19 protein-coding genes are annotated in these 21149 nt (G+C 69.5%); 13 read left to right on the forward strand and 6 right to left on the reverse strand.

All coding sequences use genetic code 11. The features are described from left to right. Nucleotides 1-202: 202 nt before the first annotated feature. The 5 genes from GQ57_RS02500 (at nucleotide 203) to GQ57_RS02520 (ending at nucleotide 5966) form a co-directional block, all read left to right on the forward strand. Entirely contained in the window at nucleotides 203-775 is a 573-nt protein-coding gene (locus GQ57_RS02500) for a flavodoxin family protein (protein WP_031396960.1), read from the forward strand. A 156-nt stretch (nucleotides 776-931) separates the two neighbouring features. Next, complete coding sequence (gene argC / locus GQ57_RS02505; protein WP_031396961.1) at nucleotides 932-1882, forward strand: N-acetyl-gamma-glutamyl-phosphate reductase; 951 nt, start codon at nucleotides 932-934, stop codon at nucleotides 1880-1882. Nucleotides 1883-2312: 430 nt separating this feature from the next. Then, nucleotides 2313-3737, forward strand: a complete 1425-nt coding sequence (locus GQ57_RS02510) for a DUF2957 domain-containing protein (protein ID WP_031396962.1) — start codon at nucleotides 2313-2315, stop codon at nucleotides 3735-3737. A gap of 135 nt (nucleotides 3738-3872) precedes the next feature. After that, nucleotides 3873-5114 carry a DUF2957 domain-containing protein gene (locus GQ57_RS02515; protein WP_031396963.1) on the forward strand — a complete coding sequence of 414 codons (1242 nt, stop codon included), beginning with the start codon at nucleotides 3873-3875 and terminating at the stop codon, nucleotides 5112-5114. 18 nt (nucleotides 5115-5132) lie between these two features. Continuing rightward, on the forward strand, nucleotides 5133-5966 hold the full coding sequence (locus GQ57_RS02520; RefSeq protein WP_031396964.1) for an OmpW/AlkL family protein: 834 nt from the start codon (nucleotides 5133-5135) through the stop codon (nucleotides 5964-5966). 187 nt (nucleotides 5967-6153) lie between these two features. Here GQ57_RS02520 and GQ57_RS02525 read toward each other — a convergent pair whose 3' ends face one another. Continuing rightward, a complete protein-coding gene (locus GQ57_RS02525; RefSeq protein ID WP_034197005.1) occupies nucleotides 6154-7083 on the reverse strand; it encodes a LysR family transcriptional regulator in 930 nt (309 codons plus the stop codon). Nucleotides 7084-7180: 97 nt separating this feature from the next. Here GQ57_RS02525 and GQ57_RS02530 point away from each other — a divergent pair, with 97 nt between their 5' ends. Next, nucleotides 7181-8476 carry an MFS transporter gene (locus GQ57_RS02530; RefSeq protein WP_034197006.1) on the forward strand — a complete coding sequence of 432 codons (1296 nt, stop codon included), beginning with the start codon at nucleotides 7181-7183 and terminating at the stop codon, nucleotides 8474-8476. 75 nt (nucleotides 8477-8551) lie between these two features. On the opposite strand, the gene GQ57_RS02535 is transcribed toward GQ57_RS02530, so the two are convergent. Continuing rightward, nucleotides 8552-9193, reverse strand: a complete 642-nt coding sequence (locus GQ57_RS02535; RefSeq protein WP_031396967.1) for a LysE family translocator — start codon at nucleotides 9191-9193, stop codon at nucleotides 8552-8554. A gap of 76 nt (nucleotides 9194-9269) precedes the next feature. Then, a complete protein-coding gene (locus GQ57_RS02540) occupies nucleotides 9270-10346 on the reverse strand; it encodes an NAD(P)-dependent oxidoreductase (RefSeq protein ID WP_268810859.1) in 1077 nt (358 codons plus the stop codon). Between GQ57_RS02540 and GQ57_RS02545 the strand changes: the two genes are divergently transcribed. Then, nucleotides 10236-10991: a Mut7-C RNAse domain-containing protein gene (locus tag GQ57_RS02545; protein WP_034197008.1), complete on the forward strand. Its 756-nt coding sequence runs from the start codon at nucleotides 10236-10238 to the stop codon at nucleotides 10989-10991. The genes GQ57_RS02540 and GQ57_RS02545 overlap by 111 nt on opposite strands. 77 nt (nucleotides 10992-11068) lie before the next feature. Here the strand turns inward: GQ57_RS02545 and GQ57_RS44225 are convergent, their stop codons facing one another. Further along, nucleotides 11069-11302, reverse strand: a complete 234-nt coding sequence (locus GQ57_RS44225) for a hypothetical protein (protein WP_031396970.1) — start codon at nucleotides 11300-11302, stop codon at nucleotides 11069-11071. Nucleotides 11303-11708: 406 nt separating this feature from the next. On the opposite strand from GQ57_RS44225, the gene GQ57_RS02555 reads away from it, so the two are divergent. From GQ57_RS02555 to GQ57_RS02570, 4 genes are read left to right on the forward strand one after another with little or no spacing between them, the layout of a single operon-like run. Next, nucleotides 11709-12911, forward strand: coding sequence for an efflux RND transporter periplasmic adaptor subunit (locus tag GQ57_RS02555; protein ID WP_031396971.1), 1203 nt, complete (start codon nucleotides 11709-11711; stop codon nucleotides 12909-12911). Nucleotides 12912-12918: 7 nt separating this feature from the next. After that, the gene (locus tag GQ57_RS02560) at nucleotides 12919-13617 is read left to right on the forward strand and encodes an ABC transporter ATP-binding protein (protein WP_031396972.1); all 699 of its coding nucleotides are present in this window, start codon (nucleotides 12919-12921) and stop codon (nucleotides 13615-13617) included. Nucleotides 13618-13638: 21 nt separating this feature from the next. Next, on the forward strand, nucleotides 13639-14793 hold the full coding sequence (locus GQ57_RS02565) for an ABC transporter permease (RefSeq protein ID WP_031396973.1): 1155 nt from the start codon (nucleotides 13639-13641) through the stop codon (nucleotides 14791-14793). Between the two features lie 12 nt (nucleotides 14794-14805). Continuing rightward, nucleotides 14806-15972: an ABC transporter permease gene (locus GQ57_RS02570; RefSeq protein WP_031396974.1), complete on the forward strand. Its 1167-nt coding sequence runs from the start codon at nucleotides 14806-14808 to the stop codon at nucleotides 15970-15972. 16 nt (nucleotides 15973-15988) lie between these two features. On the opposite strand, the gene GQ57_RS02575 is transcribed toward GQ57_RS02570, so the two are convergent. Both GQ57_RS02575 and GQ57_RS02580 read right to left on the reverse strand, forming a co-directional pair. After that, entirely contained in the window at nucleotides 15989-17320 is a 1332-nt protein-coding gene (locus GQ57_RS02575) for a carotenoid oxygenase family protein (protein ID WP_034197009.1), read from the reverse strand. Nucleotides 17321-17336: 16 nt separating this feature from the next. Next, nucleotides 17337-17963, reverse strand: a complete 627-nt coding sequence (locus GQ57_RS02580; RefSeq protein ID WP_034197010.1) for a DUF2239 family protein — start codon at nucleotides 17961-17963, stop codon at nucleotides 17337-17339. A gap of 315 nt (nucleotides 17964-18278) precedes the next feature. Here GQ57_RS02580 and GQ57_RS02585 point away from each other — a divergent pair, with 315 nt between their 5' ends. Continuing rightward, entirely contained in the window at nucleotides 18279-19619 is a 1341-nt protein-coding gene (locus GQ57_RS02585) for an MFS transporter (RefSeq protein ID WP_034197087.1), read from the forward strand. A gap of 62 nt (nucleotides 19620-19681) precedes the next feature. After that, entirely contained in the window at nucleotides 19682-21085 is a 1404-nt protein-coding gene (locus GQ57_RS02590) for an enolase C-terminal domain-like protein (RefSeq protein WP_034197011.1), read from the forward strand. Nucleotides 21086-21149 lie beyond the last annotated feature (64 nt).

Raw genomic sequence — 21149 nt, forward strand, 5'->3', positions numbered from 1 at the left:
GTGCCAGGTTGCCCGTCGCGCCACGTTGCTGCCGCAAATTTCAGCGTACCGCGCCCGTGCGCTGTCCCGTCATTTCGGCTTGCTAGACTCGTCTTCACCGGTCGCGGCGGCGCGCCGCGCATCCGTCGCGCCGCCCGCCGGCGACGCGTGACGCGGCGAGCCGCTGCGGCCGCCGTTCCCATTCCTTTCCGGAGAACGCTTCATGCCGAACATCGTCATCGTGTATCACAGCGGCTACGGTCACACGCAGAAACTGGCCGAGGCCGTGCACGCCGGCGCGCAGGACGCCGGCGCAACCGCGCGGCTGCTCGCCGTCGACGACCTCGACGACGCGGGCTGGGCCGCACTCGATGCGGCCGACGCGATCGTCTTCGGCGCGCCGACCTACATGGGCGGCCCGTCGGCGCAGTTCAAGCAATTCGCCGATGCAACGTCGAAAGCGTGGTTCACGCAGAAGTGGAAGGACAAGATCGCCGCGGGCTTCACGAACTCCGCGACGATGAACGGCGACAAGTTCTCGACGATTCAATATTTCGTCACGCTGTCGATGCAGCATGGGATGGTGTGGGTCGGCACGAGCCTGATGCCGGCCAACACGAAGGCGGCCACGCGCAACGACATCAACTACCTCGGCGGCTTCACCGGCCTGCTCGCGCAATCGCCGGCGGATGCGACGCCCGACGAGGCGCCGCTGCCGGGCGACCTCGCGACCGGAGCGGCATTCGGCCGGCGCATCGCCGAAGCGACGGCCCGCTGGGTCGCCGGCGACCGCTGAGCACGCCCCGACGCCAGCGCGCCCGTGGGCGTCAAAGGGACACAAGACGGCCCGCCGGCCGTCTTTTTTTCACCCCGTGCGGCACAGGCCCGGCGGATGACGTCTTAAAATGGCGGTCTCCGGGCGCGGGCCCCCGTTTCATCCAGTGAGAGCGAAATGAGCACCAAAGTTTTTGTCGACGGCCAGGAAGGCACGACCGGCCTCAAGATCTTCGAATACCTGTCGGCGCGCAACGATATCGAGATCCTGCGCATCGACGAAGCGAAGCGCAAGGACGTCGACGAGCGCCGCCGTCTGATCAACGCGTCGGACGTCACGTTCCTGTGCCTGCCGGACGTCGCCTCGCGCGAATCGGCCTCGCTCGTCGAGAACCCGAACACGACGCTGATCGACGCGAGCACCGCGTTCCGCACCAGCGCCGACTGGGCCTACGGCCTGCCCGAACTGACCCGCGCGCAGCGCGAGAAGATCCGCACGTCGAAGCGGATCGCGGTGCCGGGCTGCCATGCATCGGCCTTCGTGCTCGCGATGCGCCCGCTCGTCGATGCGGGCATCGTCGCGCCGACGTTCGCCGCGCACAGCTACTCGATCACCGGCTACAGCGGCGGCGGCAAGTCGATGATCGCCGACTACGAAAGCGCCGCGCCGGGCGGCAAGCTCGCGAGCCCGCGCCCTTATGCGCTCGGCCTCACGCACAAGCACCTGCCCGAAATGGCGGCCCACACGGGCCTCGCGAACCCGCCGATCTTCACGCCGATCGTCGGCCCGTTCCTGAAAGGCCTCGCGGTGACGACCTACTTCACGCCCGACCAGCTCGCGAAACGCGCGACGCCGCAGGACGTGCAGCGCGTGTTCGCCGAGTACTACGCGGACGAAGCGTTCGTGCGCGTCGCGCCGTTCGACGCGGACGCGAACCTCGACGGCGGCTTCTTCGACGTGCAGGCGAACAACGACACGAACCGCGTCGACCTGTTCGTGTTCGGCAACGCAGAGCGCTTCGTCACGGTCGCGCGCCTCGACAACCTCGGCAAGGGTGCGTCGGGCGCCGCGATCCAGTGCATGAACCTGAGCATCGGCGCGGCCGAGGATACGGGCCTCGCACGCTGATCATCATCGCACGCGAAACAAAGCCGGCCGCTGGCCGGCTTTTTATTTACCCGTATCAGGCAATATATAAAATTCCGTTCACGCATTTACAAATATTTACAAGCTTTCCATTTCACGATTACCAGTGAATTAATTGCCCCCTCTTTATCCAGTCAATCCCGATTAGGGATACACCGGATATCGCCCGCTTTAAACACTGCCGTTATACGCAAGAAGGCTCCCCGACAGTCTTCCCGGTGAGACATGTGCTCCCCTCCGGACACTCCCGGCAGGCTGTCGTCCGTTTTAATTCTTACCGCATGCCGCTTCCAGTAAGGATTAAAAACACCTAATCCGTTTCAATCGCCTTTTTTAGACGGGTTCATCAATTGACAGCAAAAATCAAGGCGGCGACATTAGCTCGCACAATTAAACGATTGGAGACAGCGGCATGTCGCACACCTTATCGAAGGGGGTGGCAACGGCCTTTGCCATTGCCCCTTTCCTGCTTGCATGTGGCGGCGGTGACTCCGGCGGCGCGCTCGCGCCGATCAATGCGCCCCAATGTTCCGGATCGAGCTGCGGCACGCAAGGGCCGCCGCCGTCGCAGCCCGTCAACGCCTCGCTGTGCCCGGCCGACGCCGACATCGTGAAGAGCACGTATCTCGGCGGCGCCGGCAGCGGCGAGATCGTCAGCGTCAACATCGACGCCGTGGCGATGACCTACACGCTGAAGTGGCTCGAATCGCCGATCCCGCTCGCGACCGGCACCGTGACGCCGAGCCGCGCCGGCACGACGATCACCGGCAAGGCCGTCCATCCGCCGACCGGCACGCTGCCGACCGCGGAACAGACACGTTGCGCGTTCGTCCTCACGCCCGGCACCGGCACCGCGCCCGGCGGCGCGACCTATTCGACGGCCGCCGACTTCAACCAGGCGAACCCGCCGATGCTGCTGGTCGGCATGGGCGTCGCGGGCGGCGGGATTCCGGGCGCGACGGTGCAGTACGACGGGCTGACGATCATCCCGGGCGTGCTCCAGAACGTCGGCCAGGTACCGAACCGTCACTTCGACTTTTATCCGTTCCTCGGCTTCGCGAACACGACCACGGATCTCTCGAAGCTGCCGGGCACGTACAACGCGCTGATCTACCACCTGGTGCCGTCGGGCAACTACGCGACGGCGGGCACGAACTCGAGCGAGACGTTCGATGCGAACGGCGCGTGCACGTCGACGAGCACGGGCGGCTGCCAGACGACCGGCAATCCGTGGACCGTGAACACCGCGAACGGCGGCTACTTCGACAGCACGAAAGCGCCGCAGACACTGCCGCAAACGCAGTTGCCGCTGATCGGCGCGACCGGCAAGTCGGCCACCGCGCATATGGTGATCGGCCAGCTCAACGGCGCGACGGTGCCGGTGATCGTGCGCACGGGCAACGTGAACCTCGGCACGCCGCCGCTGCACCTCGACGCGCAGGTCGACGACGAATCGGGCATCGCGGTGCTCGGCGCGGCAACCGCGATCCAGTCGGGCGCGATCGACGGCGGCTACGCGGGCGCGGACTCGAACTTCAAGTACACCGCCGCGCTGATTCGCGGCAGCAATGCGTCGTTCATCAACCCGACCACCCAGGTCGAGGAAGACGGCTTCACGCTCGACTACAGCCAGGCGACGCCCGGCCTGCTGAACGCGAAGACGACGCCGCCCAGCGGTGCGAGCTACCCGTCCGCGTCGGGCGTGGTGATCGCGACGGGCGGGCTGTACGCGGCGCTGATCCAGGGCACGGTGAACGGCGGCGTCACGTCGACGTCGGCGAACTCGACGACGACGTCGACACCGTACTTCGGCGTGGGCGCGCAGATCAGCAAGTAGCGGACGAGGACGCGACGGCGGCTCGCCCGCCGTCGCGTGACGCGCGCGCGGCACGGCGCGGGCAGGACGAGCACAAGCGACAGAAGCGGCCGACAGGGAGCTGGCCGCCACACAAGACAAATCTGGAGGAGCAACATGAAGCGCAACCTCATTCTCGCGGCGGCCCTTGCCGCCCCCCTTCTTTCCGCCTGCGGCGGTGGCGACGACAATCCGCCCCCGCTCGTCGAAGACCGGCTCTGCCCCGCCTCGCTCGACTACAGCACCGTGTTTACGGGCGGCGCGGGCAGCGGCGAACTCGCCAAGGTCCAGCTCGACACGACCAAGATGACCTGGCAGGTGACGTACGTCGAATCGCCGGTGCCGCAAACGACCGGCACCGTCGTGCCAACCCGCGCGGGCACCGTCGACAGCGGCACGCTCACGCAGGAAACGCTGCTGCCGACCACCAAGCTGAACCAGTGCGCGTACCGCCTGAACGGCGCGAGCCTCGACCCGACGCGCCCGGCGCGCATCTTCGTCGGCATGGGCGTCGCGGGCGGCACGATTCCCGGCAAGGAGATCCAGTTCAACGGCGTGCTCGGCCAGGCCGCGGTGCCCGACACGAAGTTCCCGTACTACCCGTTCATCGGCTTCTCGTCGATCGAGACCAACATCGCGAACGTCGCCGGCACCTACAGCCATGTCGGCTTCGGCGAAGTGCCGTCGCAGAACTTCGCGCCGGCGTCGATCGACGCGAAGGTCACGATCAACGCGGACGGCTCGTGGACCAAGTGCGACTCGACCGGCCAGTTCGCCGGCGGCGCGTGCACGCAGCAAGGCACGAACTTCGTGCAATCGGCGGACGGCAGCGGCGCGTTCCAGTCGAACAACTACGCGAGCCAGCTGAAACCGACGCTGTCGACGACGCCCCAGGGCAAGGGCTTCATGATCGTCGGCAAGCTGCGCAACCAGCTCGTGCCGATCCTCGTGCGCACCGGCGTCGCGAACCCGAACCCGACGCCCGACAGCAACGGCGTGCCGGGCCTCACCGCCGACGACGAATCGAGCATCTCGATCCTCGCGCCGCAGTCGATGATCGCGGTCGGCTCGCAGAACGGCGAGTACATCGGCGTCGACAGCCAGTTCGACTATCGCACCACCGCGCTGACCAACACCCAGGCAACGCTGCTCGATCCGTTCAACGCATCGCAGGCATCGCTCGCGACCGCGCTCGATCTCGACTACACGCAGAAGGTGCCGGGCACGGTGACGACGATCCACACCGGCGCCAGCAGCTCGACGCCGACCGGCAAGTTCATCTTCACGGGTGGCGTGTTCGGTTTCCTCGACAACGCCGGATCGACGCCGTATTTCACGATCGGCGCGTTCGTCCAGTAAGCGGAGGGGCAAGCCGTGATGAAGAAGACCCTTCTCTGCGCGGCGGCCGGCGCCGCCGCGCTGGCGCCGCTCGCGGCATACGCGCAGAGTGCCGGCAGCAACGTCGTCACGCTGGGGTGGTTCCACGTGATGCCGCAGCAGAGCAGCACGCCGATGACGACCAACGTCGCGCCGACGCCGATCAACACGCCGCTGCGGCTGCCGCCGTCGTTCACGTCGCCGGGCACCGGACTGCGCACGAGCGGCGCCGATACCGTCGGCCTGACGGTCAGCCACTTCCTGACCGACCATATCGCGGTGACGTCGGTGGCCGGCGTGCCGCCGGTGTTCAAGGTGTCGGGACAGGGCACGATCACGCCGCCGGGACCTGCCGGCGCGCTCGGCACGCAGAACATCGGGCTGGCGTCGGTCAACCCGATCGTGAAGAGCGTGCGACAGTGGAGCCCGGCGGTGCTGCTGCAGTACTACTTCGGGCAGGCCACCGCGAAGTTCCGGCCATTCCTCGGCCTCGGCGTGTCGTACAACTGGTTCAGCGACCTGCAGCTCAACACGAACTTCATCAAGCAGACGCAGGACAACCTCGGCGCGATTCTCGCGGCGGGCGCGGGCAAGCCGGGTACGACATCGGTGGAGGCGAAGGCGTCGTCGTCATGGCAGCCGGTGTTCAACGCAGGCGTGCAATACAACATGACCGAGCACTTCGGGCTGATCGCGTCGGTGACGTACATTCCGCTGAAGACGACGTCGACGGTGACGATCAAGGCGGCCGACGGCACGGTGCTCGCCGAGTCGAAGTCCGAACTGAAGGCCGACCCGATCATCAGCTACGTCGGGATGACGTACAAGTTCTGAGCGCGGCGACCAGGGGCGCACGGCAGTGCCGCGCGCAAAAATCGCAGGCAAAAAAAAGCCCGCCTAAGAGGCGGGCTGAATCCATATCAGAGGAGACATGGAGGAGACAGGTGCAACTATAGCGAATCGGTTTCCGCAATGCAACATTTCCGTAGAGAAAATAAGGATTTTCCCTCGAATGCTGCCTCTAGACCGTCGCCATTGCATCTGACCCCTTCCCGTTCTCGCGATCGAGCACCTCGCCCAGCGCATCGCGCAGCAGCGCGACGGGCCGCACCAGGCGGCCCGGCAGCGCGCCGTGCACGATCCACACGTTGATCCGCGTCTCCAGCCCCACCGTTTCCACCACGCGCAGCGCATCGCGGTGCGCGCTGCGCGCCAGCGCGCTTGGCGCCGCGATGCCGATGCCCGCGCCGCGCGCGACGAGCGACAACTGCAGCTCCGAGCCGAACGCCTCCACCGCGACGTCGAACGGCAGCCCGGCCGCGCCGAGCGTGCGGCTCAGCGCCGAGCGCATCCCGCAGCCGTCCTGGCTCAACACCCACGGAAATCCCGACAGCGTATCGATCGACAGCGGGCCGTCCGGCAGCGGAAAGTCGCGCGCGGCGACGAGCACCGTCGGCTGCGTGGCGAGCCAGGTCGCCGTGAGCGGGTCGGGCAAGGGCGCGCTTGCCGGCACCATCACGGCCGCGACGTCGAGCGCGCCGCGCTCGATCCCCTGGATCAGCGCCGGCGACCAGCCGGCCGTCACGCGCAGCGTGAGGCGCGGAAACGCGTCGCGCAGCCGGTCGATCGGCTGCTCGAGCGCCAGCTCGGACAGGAACGGCGGGACGCCGATGCGCAGTTCGCCGGACGGCTCGCTGTCCGGCGCGCCCGCCGCCATCAGTTCGTCGACCGCGCCCAGCACGTTGCGCGCCAGCGCGTAGACGTCGCGCCCGGCGGCAGTCGGCTTCAGCGGCTTGCTCTGCCGTTCGAGCAGCGGCATGCCGAGCAGCGTTTCGAGGTTCTGCACGCGCCGCGTCAGGCCCGGCTGCGTCAGGTGGAGTTTCGCGGCCGCCGCGACCATCGACCCGCTGTCGACCACCGCGACGAACGCCTGGAGATCACGCGTATTCAAAACAAACTCGCATAATCATGTTAGACATAATTCAATTGTCGCATAAACATCGGCCGCCTACGATGGGGATTCCTTCGACCCATCCGCCAGGCCCCCGATGAACCGCCCTGCCGCCCCTTGCCCCGCCGACGTTCGCCCGCCCGTCAGCACGCCCGCCGGTGCGCCGCCCGCGTTGAGCGCGGGCATGACGCTCTTCTTCGCCGCGACGGTCGGCGTAATCGTGATGAACCTGTTCGCCGCGCAACCGCTGACCGGCCCGATCAGCACCGACCTGCACCTGCCGCCCGGCCTGACCGGCCTCGTCGCGATGCTGCCGCAGCTCGGCTACGCGGCCGGGCTCGTGCTGCTCGTGCCGCTGGTCGACCTGCTCGAGAATCGCCGCCTGATCGTCGCGACGCTGGCCGCATGCGCGGCTGCGCTCGCGCTGCCCGCGTTCACGCGGTCGGGCGCCGTGTTCCTGCCGGCGACGCTGGTCGCCGGCGCCGCGTCGAGCGTGATCCAGATGCTCGTGCCGATGGCCGCGTCGATGGCGCCCGAAGCGCAGCGCGGCCGCGCGGTCGGCAACGTGATGAGCGGGCTGATGCTCGGCATCCTGCTGTCGCGGCCGCTCGCAAGCCTGATCGCGGGCGCCGCCGGCTGGCGTGCGTTCTACGTGCTGGCCGCGCTCGCGAACGCCGTGCTTGCCGCCGTGCTCGCGCTGCGCCTGCCGTCGCGCACGCCGTCGGTCACGGCCGGCTACCGCGCGCTGCTCGCGTCGATGGGGCGGCTGCTTGCCGACGAACCGGTCCTGCGCCGGCACGCGCTGTCGGCCGCGCTCGCGATGGCCGCGTTCAGCGCGTTCTGGACAGCCGTCGGGCTGCGGCTCGCCGGGCCGCCGTTCGGTCTGGATCTGCACGGCATCGCGCTGTTCGCGTTCGCCGGCGCGAGCGGCGCGATCGTCACGCCGCTCGCCGGCCGCGCGGGCGACCGCGGCCACGGCCCGGCCGCGCAACGGATCGCGCACGGCACGATGCTCGCGGCGCTGGCCGTGCTCGGGATCGCGGGCGCCGGCTGGTTCGGCTTCGATGCGCACGCTCACCGCGGGCTCGCGCTCGCGCTGCTGGCCGCCGGCGCAGCGCTGCTCGACGCGGGCGTCATCGTCGACCAGACGATCGGCCGCCGCGAGATCAACCTGCTGAATCCGGCCGCGCGCGGCCGCCTGAACGGGCTGTTCGTCGGGCTGTTCTTCATCGGCGGCGCACTCGGCGCGGCGCTCGCGGGCAGCGCATGGGCCTGGGGCGGGTGGAGCGCGGTGTGCGGCGTCGGGTTCGCGTTCGCCGGCACGGCCGCCGTCTTCGGGCGCTCGGCCGGGCGCGGAGCCCGCGCGGCGGCATTGCGCCGCCCGCGTGCGTGACACGCGCCCGAAAAGCCGAACGCCCCGCCCTCTTGCGAGTGGCGGGGCGTTCGGCGCGGCCGCGTCAGGCCGGAATCAGTGGCGCACCAGCGCCATCATCGCACCGAAGCCGACGAACAGGCCGCCGGTCAGCCGGTTGAAGACCTTCGCGACGCTCTGGCTCTTCAGCGTCGCGCCGATGCGCGTGCCGAACGACGCATAGACGAGATACCAGCTCACCTCGATCACCGCGAACGTGACGACGAGGACGCCGAACTGCGGCAGCGTCGGCTCGGCCGCGTTGATGAACTGCGGCAGCAGCGCGGCCGCGAACAGGATCGCCTTCGGGTTGCTGCCCGCGACCAGGAAACCGTTGCGGAACAGCGTCCCGCGCGAGGCCGGCGCAGCCTGGCGCGACACGGCTTCGACGTCGGCGGCCGGCGCGGCTTCGTCGACGCGTGCGCGCCACGCCTTCACGCCGAGGTAGACAAGGTAGGCCGCGCCCGCGAAGCGCAACGTGTTGAACATCGCCGGCCACGCTTCGAGGACCGCGCCGAGGCCCGCCGCCGACACCGACAGCATCAGCACCAGCGCGGTGAGGCAGCCGGCCATCGTCGACGCCGACCGCCGCAGCCCGTGCCGCGCGCCGTGCGTCATCACGAGCAGCATGTTCGGGCCCGGAATCGCCGACACGACGAACACCGTCGCCACGAAAAGCCACCACGTATGCAAGTTCATGACCGCCTCTGCCTGTATGTAAGGAAACGCGAAACGACGATTATGCCGGTGCGCGGGACTTCTGTCGCCGGCCGGATCAGCGCCCCGCGCGGCGCAGCGCGGCTTCGCCGAGCACCGCGAAATCCAGCTCGCCGCCGCCGTGCGCGAGCGCGTCGAGCAGGCTGTCGCGCACGACGCTCGCCACGGGCAGCGGCACCGACGCGGCGTCGCCGGCCTCCAGCGCGAGCCGGACGTCCTTCAGCCCGAGGCGCGCCTTGAAGCGCGCGGGCTCGTAGCGCCGCTCGGCGATCATGCTGCCGTAGCCCTCGTAGACGGGCCCCGGAAACACGCTGCCGGTGATCACGTCGAGGAAGTCGCGCATCGCGACGCCGTGCGCGCCGAGCAGGGCGGAGGCTTCGCCGAGCGTCTCGATCGCCGAAGCGAGCGTGAAGTTCGCGGCGATCTTCGCGACGTTCGCATGCTGCGGCAGCGAGCCGAACCGCCAGGTCTTCTGGCCGATCGCGTCGAACAGCGGCTGCACCCGGTCGATCGCCTCGGCCGGGCCGCCCGCCATGATCGTCAGGCGCGCGGCGGCCGCGACATCGGGCCGGCCCATCACCGGCGCGGCGACGTAATGGATGCCGCGCGACGCATGCGCGTGCGCGAGCGACTCGGCCAGCGCGACCGACACCGTCGCCATGTTCACGTGGATCAACCCGCGCGGCGCCTCGGCGAGCAGCGCATCGTCGAAGATCGCGCGCGCGGCCGCGTCGTCGGCCAGCATCGAGAACACCGCGTCGCCGCGAAACGCGTCGGCCGGCGTGTCGACGATCTGCGCGCCGATCGCGGCGAGCGGCTCGGCGCGCTCGCGCGAGCGGTTCCAGACCCGCACCGCGTGCCCCACCTTCAGCAGGTTCGTCGCGATTGCCTGCCCCATTTCGCCCAGCCCGATAAATCCGAGGTCCATTGCCCGCTCCTTCGCTCCGTGAAGCGGCGAGTTAAACACAGATGCGCGGCATTTGCAGGACACGCGGCCGGCCGGGCGCGGTGCGATACTGCGTGAATGGCGACCGCGACCTTCCGCTTCCACGACGAGCTGAACGCGTTCCTCGCGCACACGCTGCGCGACCGCGCGTTCGCGCGTGCGTGTGCGCGCGACGCGACCGTGAAGCACGCGATCGAGGCGCTCGGCATTCCTCATACGGAAATCGGCCGGCTGCACGTGAACGGCGCGCCGGCCACACTCGACCGGCGGCTCGACGAAGGCGACCGGGTCGACGCGTACCCCGAGCGGGCCCAGCCGGCGGCAGTCGAACGGCTCGCGCAGCCGCCCGCGGAATGGCGCTTCCTCGCCGACGCGCATCTCGGCGGACTCGCGCAACTGCTGCGCCTCGCGGGCTTCGACACTTGCTACGACAATCACTATCGCGACGACGAGATCGCGACGCTCGCCGGGCGCGAAGGCCGCGTCGTGCTCACCCGCGACCGCGAATTGCTGAAACGCCGCGCGGTCGCGCGCGGCTGCTACGTGCACGCGCAGCAGCCGGCCGCGCAGTTGCGCGAACTGTTCGAGCGGCTCGATCTGGCGCCGCACATGCGGCCGTTCCGGCTGTGCCTGCGCTGCAATGCGCCGCTGCATCCGCTCGACGCGGCCGCCGCCGCGCCGCGCGTGCCGGACGGCGTGCGGCAGCGGCACCGGCGCTTCGCCGCGTGCGACGTGTGCCGGCGCGTGTTCTGGGAAGGCTCGCACTGGCGGCGCATGCGAACGGTGGTCGATGCGATGCGCGCGCCGCCGGCGGCGGGCGTTCGCGACGCCTGAAAAAACAAAACCCCGCATGCCGAAACATGCGGGGTCCTGCGACGGGTGGCCGGCGGTACCGGCTCCGGGCGAATCGCTTAGTTCTGCGCGCCTGCGTCGTTCGTGCCGGCTGCCGATGCGGCGGCGGCCTTTGCCTTGCCCTTGGCCGAACCGTGTTGCTTCAGCTGGTGCTTCGGCTTGCTGTGATCCTTCTTGGCCGGTGCCGGAGCGGCTGCCGGCGCATCGGCTGCCGGGGCTGCCGTCTGTGCGAATGCCGAAACCGATGCGAGTGCGAATGCTGCGGTCATGATCGAAGCGAGCGTCTTCTTCATTGTTCTTCCTTTAGCGGAGAAATAGTCAAACGTACCGGTAAAAGATGCGAGGCATCCGCATCGGAACGCCAGTCGCGCCGGGATTTCCGGTTGCCGCCGGGCGGTCGGCCTGTGCCGTTTCGCCGCGACAAAAACTGACGTACTGGCTCCATAACGCGCCGCCTTCGCGGCGAGTTGACACGCGGCTTGCATGTCTCGGGTTTTCCCCGAGGATGCCGGTTTCCGGCGCCCGTGCCCGCGCAACCGTCGCCGCGCACCCGTGCGCCGGCCGGTCGCGGCGGCCCGCCAAACCGGCTCTCGCGCGCCTGCCCGCGACGCTATACTGGGCGTCCATCCGTCCCTTTCCCCGGAAACCGGATCGCGGCGGGCCCCGGCACGGGCCCGCCGCCGTCGCGAGGCGCTCAAATTGCCCGATCACAATCTGGACAGACTGAAGATCGACCGACGACCGCTCGCACCGGCGCCGCGCCGGCGGTGGCTTCGTTACGCAGCGGCCGCCGCAATCCTCGTCGTCGCGACCGCCGCCGGTCTCGCGCTCACCGGCCGGCCGACCGTCGAAACCACGTCCGTTACGTCCGCCTACCCGTACCAGAACGACACGCAGCTCAACGCGACCGGCTATGTCGTGCCGCAGCGCAAGGCCGCGGTCGCGTCGAAGGGCCAGGGGCGCGTCGAGTGGCTCGGCGTGCTCGAGGGCACGCGCGTGAAGAAGGACGAGATCATCGCGCGCCTCGAAAGCCGCGACGTCGAGGCGTCGCTGGCGCAGGCGCTCGCGCAGGTGAAGGTCGCCCGCGCGAACCTCGGCGTCGAGCAGGCCGAGCTGAAGGACGCCGAGATCGCGCTGCGCCGCACCTCGGCGCTCGCGCCGCGGGGCGCCGTGCCGGCCGCGCAGCTCGACACCGACACGGCGCGCGTGAACAAGGCGCGCGCGTCGCTCAACAGCGACCAGGCGGCGATCGCGTCCGCCGAAGCCAACGCGCAGGCCGCGCAGGTCGCGGTCGACCAGACAGTGATCCGCGCGCCGTTCGACGGCATCGTGCTCGCGAAGCACGCGAACGTCGGCGACAACATCACGCCGTTTTCGTCCGCGTCGGACAGCAAGGGCGCGGTCGTGACGATCGCCGACATGGACACGCTCGAGGTCGAGGCCGACGTGGCCGAATCGAACATCGCGACGATCCGCGCCGGGCAGCCGTGCGAGATCCAGCTCGACGCGCTGCCCGACACGCGCTTTGCGGGCCGCGTGTCGCGCATCGTGCCGACCGTCGATCGCTCGAAGGCCACCGTGCTCGTGAAGGTGCGCTTCGTCGACCGCGACGACCGCGTGCTGCCCGACATGAGCGCGAAGATCGCGTTCCTGTCGAAACCCGTGTCGGCGCAGGACCGGCAGCCCGTGACGGCCGTGCAGGCGAGCGCGGTCGCGCAGCGCGACGGCCGGCCCGTCGTGTTCGTCGTGAAGGACGACACCGTGCGCGCCGCCGCCGTGACGACGGGCATGCGGATCGGCGAACTCGTCGCCATCGGCGGCGTGAAGCCCGGCGACACGGTCGTGCTCGCGCCGGGCGCGAAGCTGAAGGACGGCGCGAAAGTGACCGTCGCGAAGAAGTAGCGCCCGCGTGAACGACGCTCCGCCGCCCCTCGTCGAGATCAGCCACGTCGCGAAATCGTACCGGCGCGGCAACCAGATCGTGCCCGTGCTGACGGACATCACGCTCGACATCCGCGAGGGCGACTTCGTCGCGCTGATGGGGCCGTCCGGCTCCGGCAAGAGCACGCTGCTGAACCTGGTGGCCGGCATCGACCGGCCCGACAGCGGCGAGCTGCGCGTGGGCGGGCTCGACATCTCGCTGCTCGCGGAAGCGCAACTGGCCGAATGGCGCGCGGCGAACGTCGGCTTCATCTTCCAGTTCTACAACCTGATGCCGGTGCTCACCGCGTTCGAGAACGTCGAGCTGCCGCTGATGCTCACGCACCTGTCGCGCCGCGAGCGGCGCGAGCGCGTCGAACTCGTGCTAGACATGGTGAGCCTGGGCGACCGGACGAGCCATTACCCGTCCGAGCTGTCGGGCGGCCAGCAGCAGCGCGTCGCGATCGCTCGCGCGCTGATCACCGATCCGGTGCTGATCGTCGCCGACGAGCCGACCGGCGACCTCGACCGCGCGTCGGCCGCCGACGTGCTGGCGATGCTGCAGCGGATGAACGCCGAGCTCGGCAAGACGATCATCATGGTGACCCACGACGCGCACGCGGCCGGCGCCGCGCGCTCGCTCGTGCATCTGGAAAAAGGGGAGCTGATCGATGGGCACGCCGGCTGACCGGCCGCGGGAGCGCGCCGGATGATGGTGCCGAAGCTGATCGTTCGCAACGCGCTGCGGCACCGGCTGCGCACGCTGCTGACCGTGCTCGGGCTGACCGTGGCGGTTCTGGCGTTCGGGCTGCTGCACACCGTCGTCGACGCGTGGTACGCGGGCGCGGCCGCCGCGTCCAGCGGGCGGCTCGTCACGCGCAACGCGATCTCGCTCGTGTTCCCGCTGCCGGTGAGCGACGAGAACCGGATTCGCGGCGTCGACGGCGTGACGGCCGTGGTGCGCTCGAACTGGTTCGGCGGCATCTACCGCGACCCGAAGAACTTTTTCGCGAGCTTCGCGGTGTCGGACAACTATCTCGACCTGTACCCGGAATTCATCATCCCGGCGCAGCAGCGCGCCGACTACAACCGCGACCGCCGCGGCTGCCTTGTCGGCCGCCAGCTCGCGACGCAGTTCGGCTTCAGGATCGGCGACGTGATCCCGCTCAAGGGCACGATCTATCCCGGCACCTGGGATTTCGTCGTGCGCGGGATCCTCGACGGCCGCGACGACTCGACGATCACGCGCCAGCTGGTGTTCCACTGGGACTACCTGAACGAGACGGTGCGCCAGCGCACGCCGAAGCAGGCCGATCAGGTCGGCGTATTCGTGCTCGGCGTCGCGAACCCCGACGACGGCGCGGCGATCGCGCGCAACGTCGACGCCGTGTTCAGGAACTCGCTCGCCGAAACGCTGACCGAGACCGAACAGGCGTTCCAGCTCGGCTTCGTCGCGATGTCGAACCAGATCATCGCGGCAATCCGCGTCGTGTCGTACGTGGTGATCCTGATCATCATGGCCGTGATGGCCAACGCGATGGCGATGAGCGCGCGCGAACGCACGGCCGAATACGCGACGCTGAAGGCGCTCGGCTTCGGTCCCGGCTTTCTCGCGCTGATCGTGTTCGGCGAATCGGTCACGATCGCGGTGGCCGGCGGCGGGCTCGGAATCCTCGCGACGCCGCCCGCCGCGAGCCTGTTCAGGCATGCGGCAAGCGGCATCTTCCCCGTGTTCAGGGTGTCGGCCGAGACCGTCGTGCTGCAGGGCGCATGCTCGGTCGCGGTCGGCATCGCGGCCGCGATCGTGCCGGCGTGGCAGGCCGCACGCGTGCGCGTCGTCGAAGGCCTGCGGGCCATCGGCTAGGCCGCCGCAGCCATGGCGATCCCGCTCTCCTACGTCGCGCGCAACCTGTGGGCCAGGCGGCTCACCACCGTGCTCACCGCGGGCGGGATGGCGCTCGTGATCTTCGTGTTCGCGACGGTGCAGATGCTCGATGCGGGGCTCACGCAGACGCTCGTGTCGACCGGCGAACCCGACAACGTCGTCGTGATCCGCAAGGGCGCCGAAACCGAGATCCAGAGTGCGATCGACCACCAGCAGGCCAATGCGCTCGAGATGCACCCGGCCGTCGCGCTCGGCCCCGACGGCCGGCCGCTCGTATCGAAAGAGGCCGTCGTGCTGATCTCGCTGGTAAAGACGTCGACCGGCAAGCCGTCGAACGTGGTGATCCGCGGCGTGTCGCCGGCGGGCCTCGCGCTGCGCCCGCACGTGACGCTCGCGGCCGGCCGCCCGTTCACGCCGGGCTCGTCCGAAATCATCGTCGGCAGCGCGATCGCGAAAGGCTTCAGCGGCACGCAGCTCGGCGACCGGCTGCATTTCGCGCAGCGCGACTGGATCGTCGTCGGGATCTTCGACGCGGGCGGCAGCGGCTTCGACTCGGAGATCTGGGGCGACGCCGACCAGCTGATGCAGTCGTTCCGGCGCACGAGCTACTCGTCGATGGTGCTGCGCATCCCGAGCGCCGACGGGTTCGCACGCTTCAAGGCCGACATCGACGTCGACCCGCGGCTCACCGACGAAGCGAAACGCGAGCAGACGTTCTACGGCGACCAGTCGAAGGCGCTGTCGACGTTCATCAACATCCTCGGCATCACGCTGTCGACGATCTTCTCGATCGCCGCGATGATCGGCGCAATGATCACGATGTATGCGTCCGTCGCGAACCGCGTGGCCGAGATCGGCACGCTGCGCGCGCTCGGCTTCAAGCGCACCAGCGTGCTCGCCGCGTTCCTGCTGGAGGCCTTGCTGCTCGGCTTCGTCGGCGGCGTCGCGGGGCTCGCGTGCGCATCGCTGATGCAGTTCGCGTCATTCTCGACGACCAACTTCCAGACCTTCTCGGACCTGTCGTTCCGCTTCGTTCTGACGCCCGCGATCGTCGTGAAGACGCTGCTGTTCTCGCTCGTGATGGGGCTCGTCGGCGGGTTCCTGCCGGCGATGCGCGCCGCGCGGCTGAAGATCGTCGACGCGCTGCGCGCGCGCTGACGCGCCGCGCCGCCGCTCAGCGCTCGCGCGCCACCCATGCGCCGTGGAACCCGGCCGGCACGCGGCGCGGCAGATGCACGGTCGCGACCGGCCCCGCGTCGATCGCGCGCGCATCGAGGATCACGACGTCGCTCGTATCCGTCGCCGCGCGGTAGACCATCACCAGCAGCCAGCCGTCGTCCTCGTCGACGCCGCCCGGACGCGGCACGAACACGGGCTCGCCGTTCTGGTCGCCGGGCGGCACCGCGTAGCGCGTCGTCGCACCGCTCGCGTGGTCGAAGCGCATCACGCCGCGCATTTCCGCGTTGTTCGGCTGCTCGACCGCATACAGGTAACGGTAGCGGCGTCCGGTCCGGCTTTCGTTGATGCGCGGCAGCTCGATGCCGCCGTCGGCGAGCGGCCCCTCGTCGACCAGGCCGTGCGCCGTGTCGATCACATAGCGCCACAGCTCGCCGAGCGGGTTATCGGCAAAGCGGCCCGTACCCGCGTCGAACCGCAGGAACGACGGATAGCGCACCGCATCGAACACGATGCACGACGCGTCGCAGTCGTACGCGTTCACGACGTGCTGGATGAAACACGGCTCGATGCCGAACCAGCGCACGGCGCCGCCGTGGCGCGGGATCACGCCGATGCGCGCTTCGCGGTCGTCGTGCCAGCGCAGCGGCATCCGGCAGCCCTGCCCGAGCAGCGAGAAATCGTAGCCGACGTTCAGGTCCAGCAGCAGGCTGCGGGTTTCGGTCACCGCAAGGTCGTGCATCATCGACGGCGCGGGCAGGTCGATCTCGATATCGACACGCTGCACGCCGTGCGCGTCGGCCACGCCGTAGCGCAGCCACGGCGCGCGCCAGTCCGCGCGAAACGCGATCAGCTCGCCGGTCACCGGATCGACCTTCGGATGCGCGGTCATCCCGCCGCCGAGGCTCGCATGCCGGCGCGGCGCGCCGAGCGAATCGAGCGCGGCCGTGATCGCGAACGGCGCGCCGCCCTCCGACAGCGCGAGCAATTCGCCCGCATGCCGCAGCACGCTGACGTTCGGGTTGGTGTCGGGCAGATCCGGCACCTGCGCGGGCGCATGCACGGCGGCCCAGCGCTGCGTGCGCGCCCAGCGGTTCCGGTAGCCGGTCGCACGGCCGTCCTCGAACGCGATCGCGTGCAGCATCGCGGCTTCCGGCCACCACGACAGCATGTCGTTCCCTTCAAAGCGGCCGCCCGGCGGATTCGGGCCGTTGCGCAGCAGCGTGCCGTCGAGTTCGCGCGGGACGGCGCCCGTCACGCGCAGGTCGACGAGGTCCGCCTCGTCGGCGACCGGCGCGATCGCGCCACGGTTCAGATCGAATACGGTCATCGCGTCGGATGCTCCTTCAGCAGTCTTCGGTAGACGGCGGCAGATCGCCGCCCGCCAGCGCGAGCGCGTGATCGCGCACGTCGCCCGGCCAGCCGGCGATCAGCTCGGCGAGCCGCGCCGGATCGTTCGCATACAGCGCCCGCGCGGCCTCCTCGAAACCGGGCAGGTCGCCAGCCATCGCCGACATGAAGTGGTATGCGCGGGTTTGCGCGTCGCGGTGCCGGTTGGCCGCCGCCTGCGTGCGCCGCGCGTCCTCGACGAGCTTGCGCAGTGCGACCGACGCGCCGCCCGGCTGCGCGCCGAGCCATTCCCAGTGACGCGGCAGCAGCGTGACCTCGCGCGACACGACGCCGAGCTTCGGCCGGCCGCGGCCGCGCTGTTCGCCGGCGCCGGCCGGCTCGTCGGCGGCCGCTGACGCGTCGCCCGACGGCGGCGCATAGCGCGCGCGGATATCGTCCGCCGTGCCGCGCAGGTCGAGGTCGATCGAGCGGCCCGTCGCGTCGTCGAAGATCAGGATCGTGCCGGCCATCGCGTCGCCGGCGGCCTGCCGGACCGCGAGCGCGACCGTCGCGAGCGGGCCCGACGCGAGCCGCCGGTGGCCGTCGAAGGCCGTGTACGAAGGAAGGAGCGTGGAAGTCGTCATGGTGATCGCCCGAGAGCAGAATTCAGAATGACGCTATTTTTATCCGGGTATTAATCGGATGTCAATATTGCCCGGGTAAAAATATGGCGGCCGTTCCGACGCCGAGGCTCGACCCGCCGATCGATTCAAATGCTGAATCGATCAAGTCAGCAATTGGCATGAAGGCGCGGATTTCGACATGACAGAATGGCCTGGACGCCCTCGCTGCATCGGCGTCCGGCGCCCGCCCTCGAACCGGCGGCGCCCGCACGCATCACGCGCGCAACGACGCGCCGGCCGCACGACGGCACCTTCCGCCCTTCGGAGGAGACAGTCATGAATCCGCTTCACGCGCTGCCGTCGTCCGCGTCGGCAACGGCCCGGCGCACGCGCGTGCGCTGGCTCGTGCTGGCCGTGCTGTTCGCGGTCACGACGATCAACTACGCGGATCGCGCGGCGATCGCGATCGCGGGCCCGAGCCTCGCCCGCGCGCTGCACCTGAACCACGTGCAGATCGGCTTCATCTTCTCCGCGTTCGGCTGGTCGTACGTGGTCGCGCAACTGCCGGGCGGCTGGCTGCTCGACCGCTACGGATCGCGCATCGTCTATGCGTTCAGCATCTTCTTCTGGTCGCTGTTCACGCTGCTGCAGGGCACGATCGGCTTCTTCGGCGGCGCGGCCGCGTTCGCGCTGCTGTTCGGCTTGCGCTTCCTGGTCGGCGCGGCCGAGGCGCCGTCGTTCCCGGCCAACAGCCGGATCGTGTCTGCGTGGTTCCCGGCCGCCGAACGCGGCACCGCGTCGGCGATCTTCAACGCCGCGCAGTATGCGGCGACCGTCGTGTTCGCACCGCTGATGGGCTGGCTCGTCCATGCGTTCGGCTGGCAGTCGGTGTTCGCGGTGATGGGCGTGCTCGGTTTCGCGTTCGTCGTGGTATGGAACCGCACGATGCACGACCCGAAGGACCACCCGGACATCAACCGCGCGGAACTCGACTATCTCGCCGAAGGCGGCGCGCTCGTCAACATCGACCAGGCGGCGGGCGGACGCGACGGCGGCCCGTCGATGCGCCACGTGAAGGCGCTGCTGAGAAGCCGGATGCTGATCGGCGTGTACGTCGCGCAGTACTGCATCAACGCGCTCACCTATTTCTTCATCACGTGGTTTCCCGTCTATCTCGTGCAGGCGCGCGGAATGTCGATCCTGAACGCCGGGCTCGTCGCGTCGATCCCGGCGGTGTGCGGCTTCCTCGGCGGGATTCTCGGCGGCCTCGTGTCCGACGCGCTGCTCAGGCAGGGGCGGTCGCTGTCGGTCGCCCGCAAGGTGCCGATCGTGATCGGCATGCTGCTGTCGATGTCGATGCTCGTCTGCAACTACACCGACTCGCACGTGCTCGTCGTGCTGTTCATGGCGCTGTCGTTCTTCGGCAAGGGGCTCGGCGCGCTCGGCTGGGCCGTCAACGCCGACACCGCGCCGCGCCAGATCGCGGGCCTGAGCGGCGCGCTGCTCAACACCTGCGGCAACCTCTCGAGCATCACGACGCCGATCGCGATCGGCTACATCGTCGATCGCAGCGGCTCGTTCAACGGCGCGCTCGTCTATGTCGTCGCGCACGCACTCGTCGCGGTGATCTGTTACGTGTTCGTCGTCGGCGAGATCCGCCGCGTCGAACTTCACTGAACCGCGCGGGCCGCGCCGGCTCGGCCGGCAGCCCGCGCGCCACCGGAACCAGGAGCGAACCGATGTCCGAATCCCGCCATGCCGGCACGCCGCGCGTCACGCGCATGCAGGTGATTCCCGTCGCCGGGCGCGACAGCATGCTGCTCAACCTGTGCGGCGCGCACGCGCCCTGCTTCACGCGCAATCTCGTGATCCTCGACGACAGCAGCGGACACACGGGCGTCGGCGAGGTGCCGGGCGGCGAAGGCATCCGGCTCGCGCTCGAGCGCATGACGGATCGCGTGATCGGCCAGTCGATCGGCCGCTACCAGGCGACGCTCAACGCGGTGCGCGCCGCGCTGTCCGGCGCGAGCCCGGCCGCGGGTGCGGGCCGCACGATCCGTCACGAGGTGACGTCGGCCGGCGAAGCGGCCGTGCTGCGCCAGCCGCACGAGATCAACCTGCGGCTCGACAACGTGATCACCGCGATCGAGGCCGCGCTGCTCGACCTGCTCGGCCAGCACCTCGACGTGCCGGTCGCGGCGCTGCTCGGCGAAGGCCAGCAGCGCGACGCCGTGCCGATGCTCGCGTACCTGTTCTACGTCGGCGACCGGCGCCGCACCGATCTGCCGTATCGCGACGAAGCGCGCGCATCGGACGCATGGTTTCGCCTGCGCAACGAAGCGGCGCTCACGCCTGCCGCGATCGTGCGGCAGGCCGAAGCCGCCGTCGCGCGCTACGGCTTCGCCGACTTCAAGCTGAAGGGCGGCGTGATGGCCGGCGCCGACGAGATGGCGGCGATCGCGGCGCTCAAGGCGCGCTTTCCCGACGCCCGCGCGACGCTCGACCCGAACGGCGCGTGGTCGCTCGACGAGGCCGTCGCGCTGTGCCGCGGACAAGGCCACCTGCTCGCGTATGCGGAAGATCCGTGCGGGCCGGAAGGCGGCTATTCAGGCCGCGAGGTGATGGCCGAATTCCGCCGCGCGACGGGGATCCCGACCGCGACCAACATGATCGCGACCGACTGGCGGCAGATGGATCACGCGGTACGGCTGCAGGCGGTCGACATCCCGCTCGCCGACCCGCATTTCTGGACGATGCAGGGCTCGGTACGGCTCGCGCAGCTGTGCCGCGACTGGGGACTCACGTGGGGCTCGCACTCGAACAATCACTTCGACGTGTCGCTCGCGATGTTCACGCATGCCGCGGCGGCGGCGCCCGGCACGATCACCGCGATCGACACCCACTGGATCTGGCAGGACGGCGACGCGCGACTCACGCGCGAGCCGCTCGCGATCGTCGGCGGCAAGGTGGCCGTACCGCAGCGGCCGGGGCTCGGGATCGAACTCGACATGGCGCAGGTCGAGGCCGCGCATGCGCTGTACAACGCGGTCGGCGGCACGGCGCGCGACGACGCGGTCGCGATGCGCCATCTCGTGCCGGGGTGGACCTACGACCCGAAGCGGCCGAGTCTCGGACGCGCGTGACGGAAACCGGCGACCTCGCCGCCGGTTCATCGCCACCCCGGACGCCGCCGCGCGACTGCCCTTC

Source organism: Burkholderia sp. MSh2, from assembly GCF_000731655.1.
GTDB classification, from domain to species: Bacteria; Pseudomonadota; Gammaproteobacteria; order Burkholderiales; family Burkholderiaceae; genus Burkholderia; species Burkholderia paludis.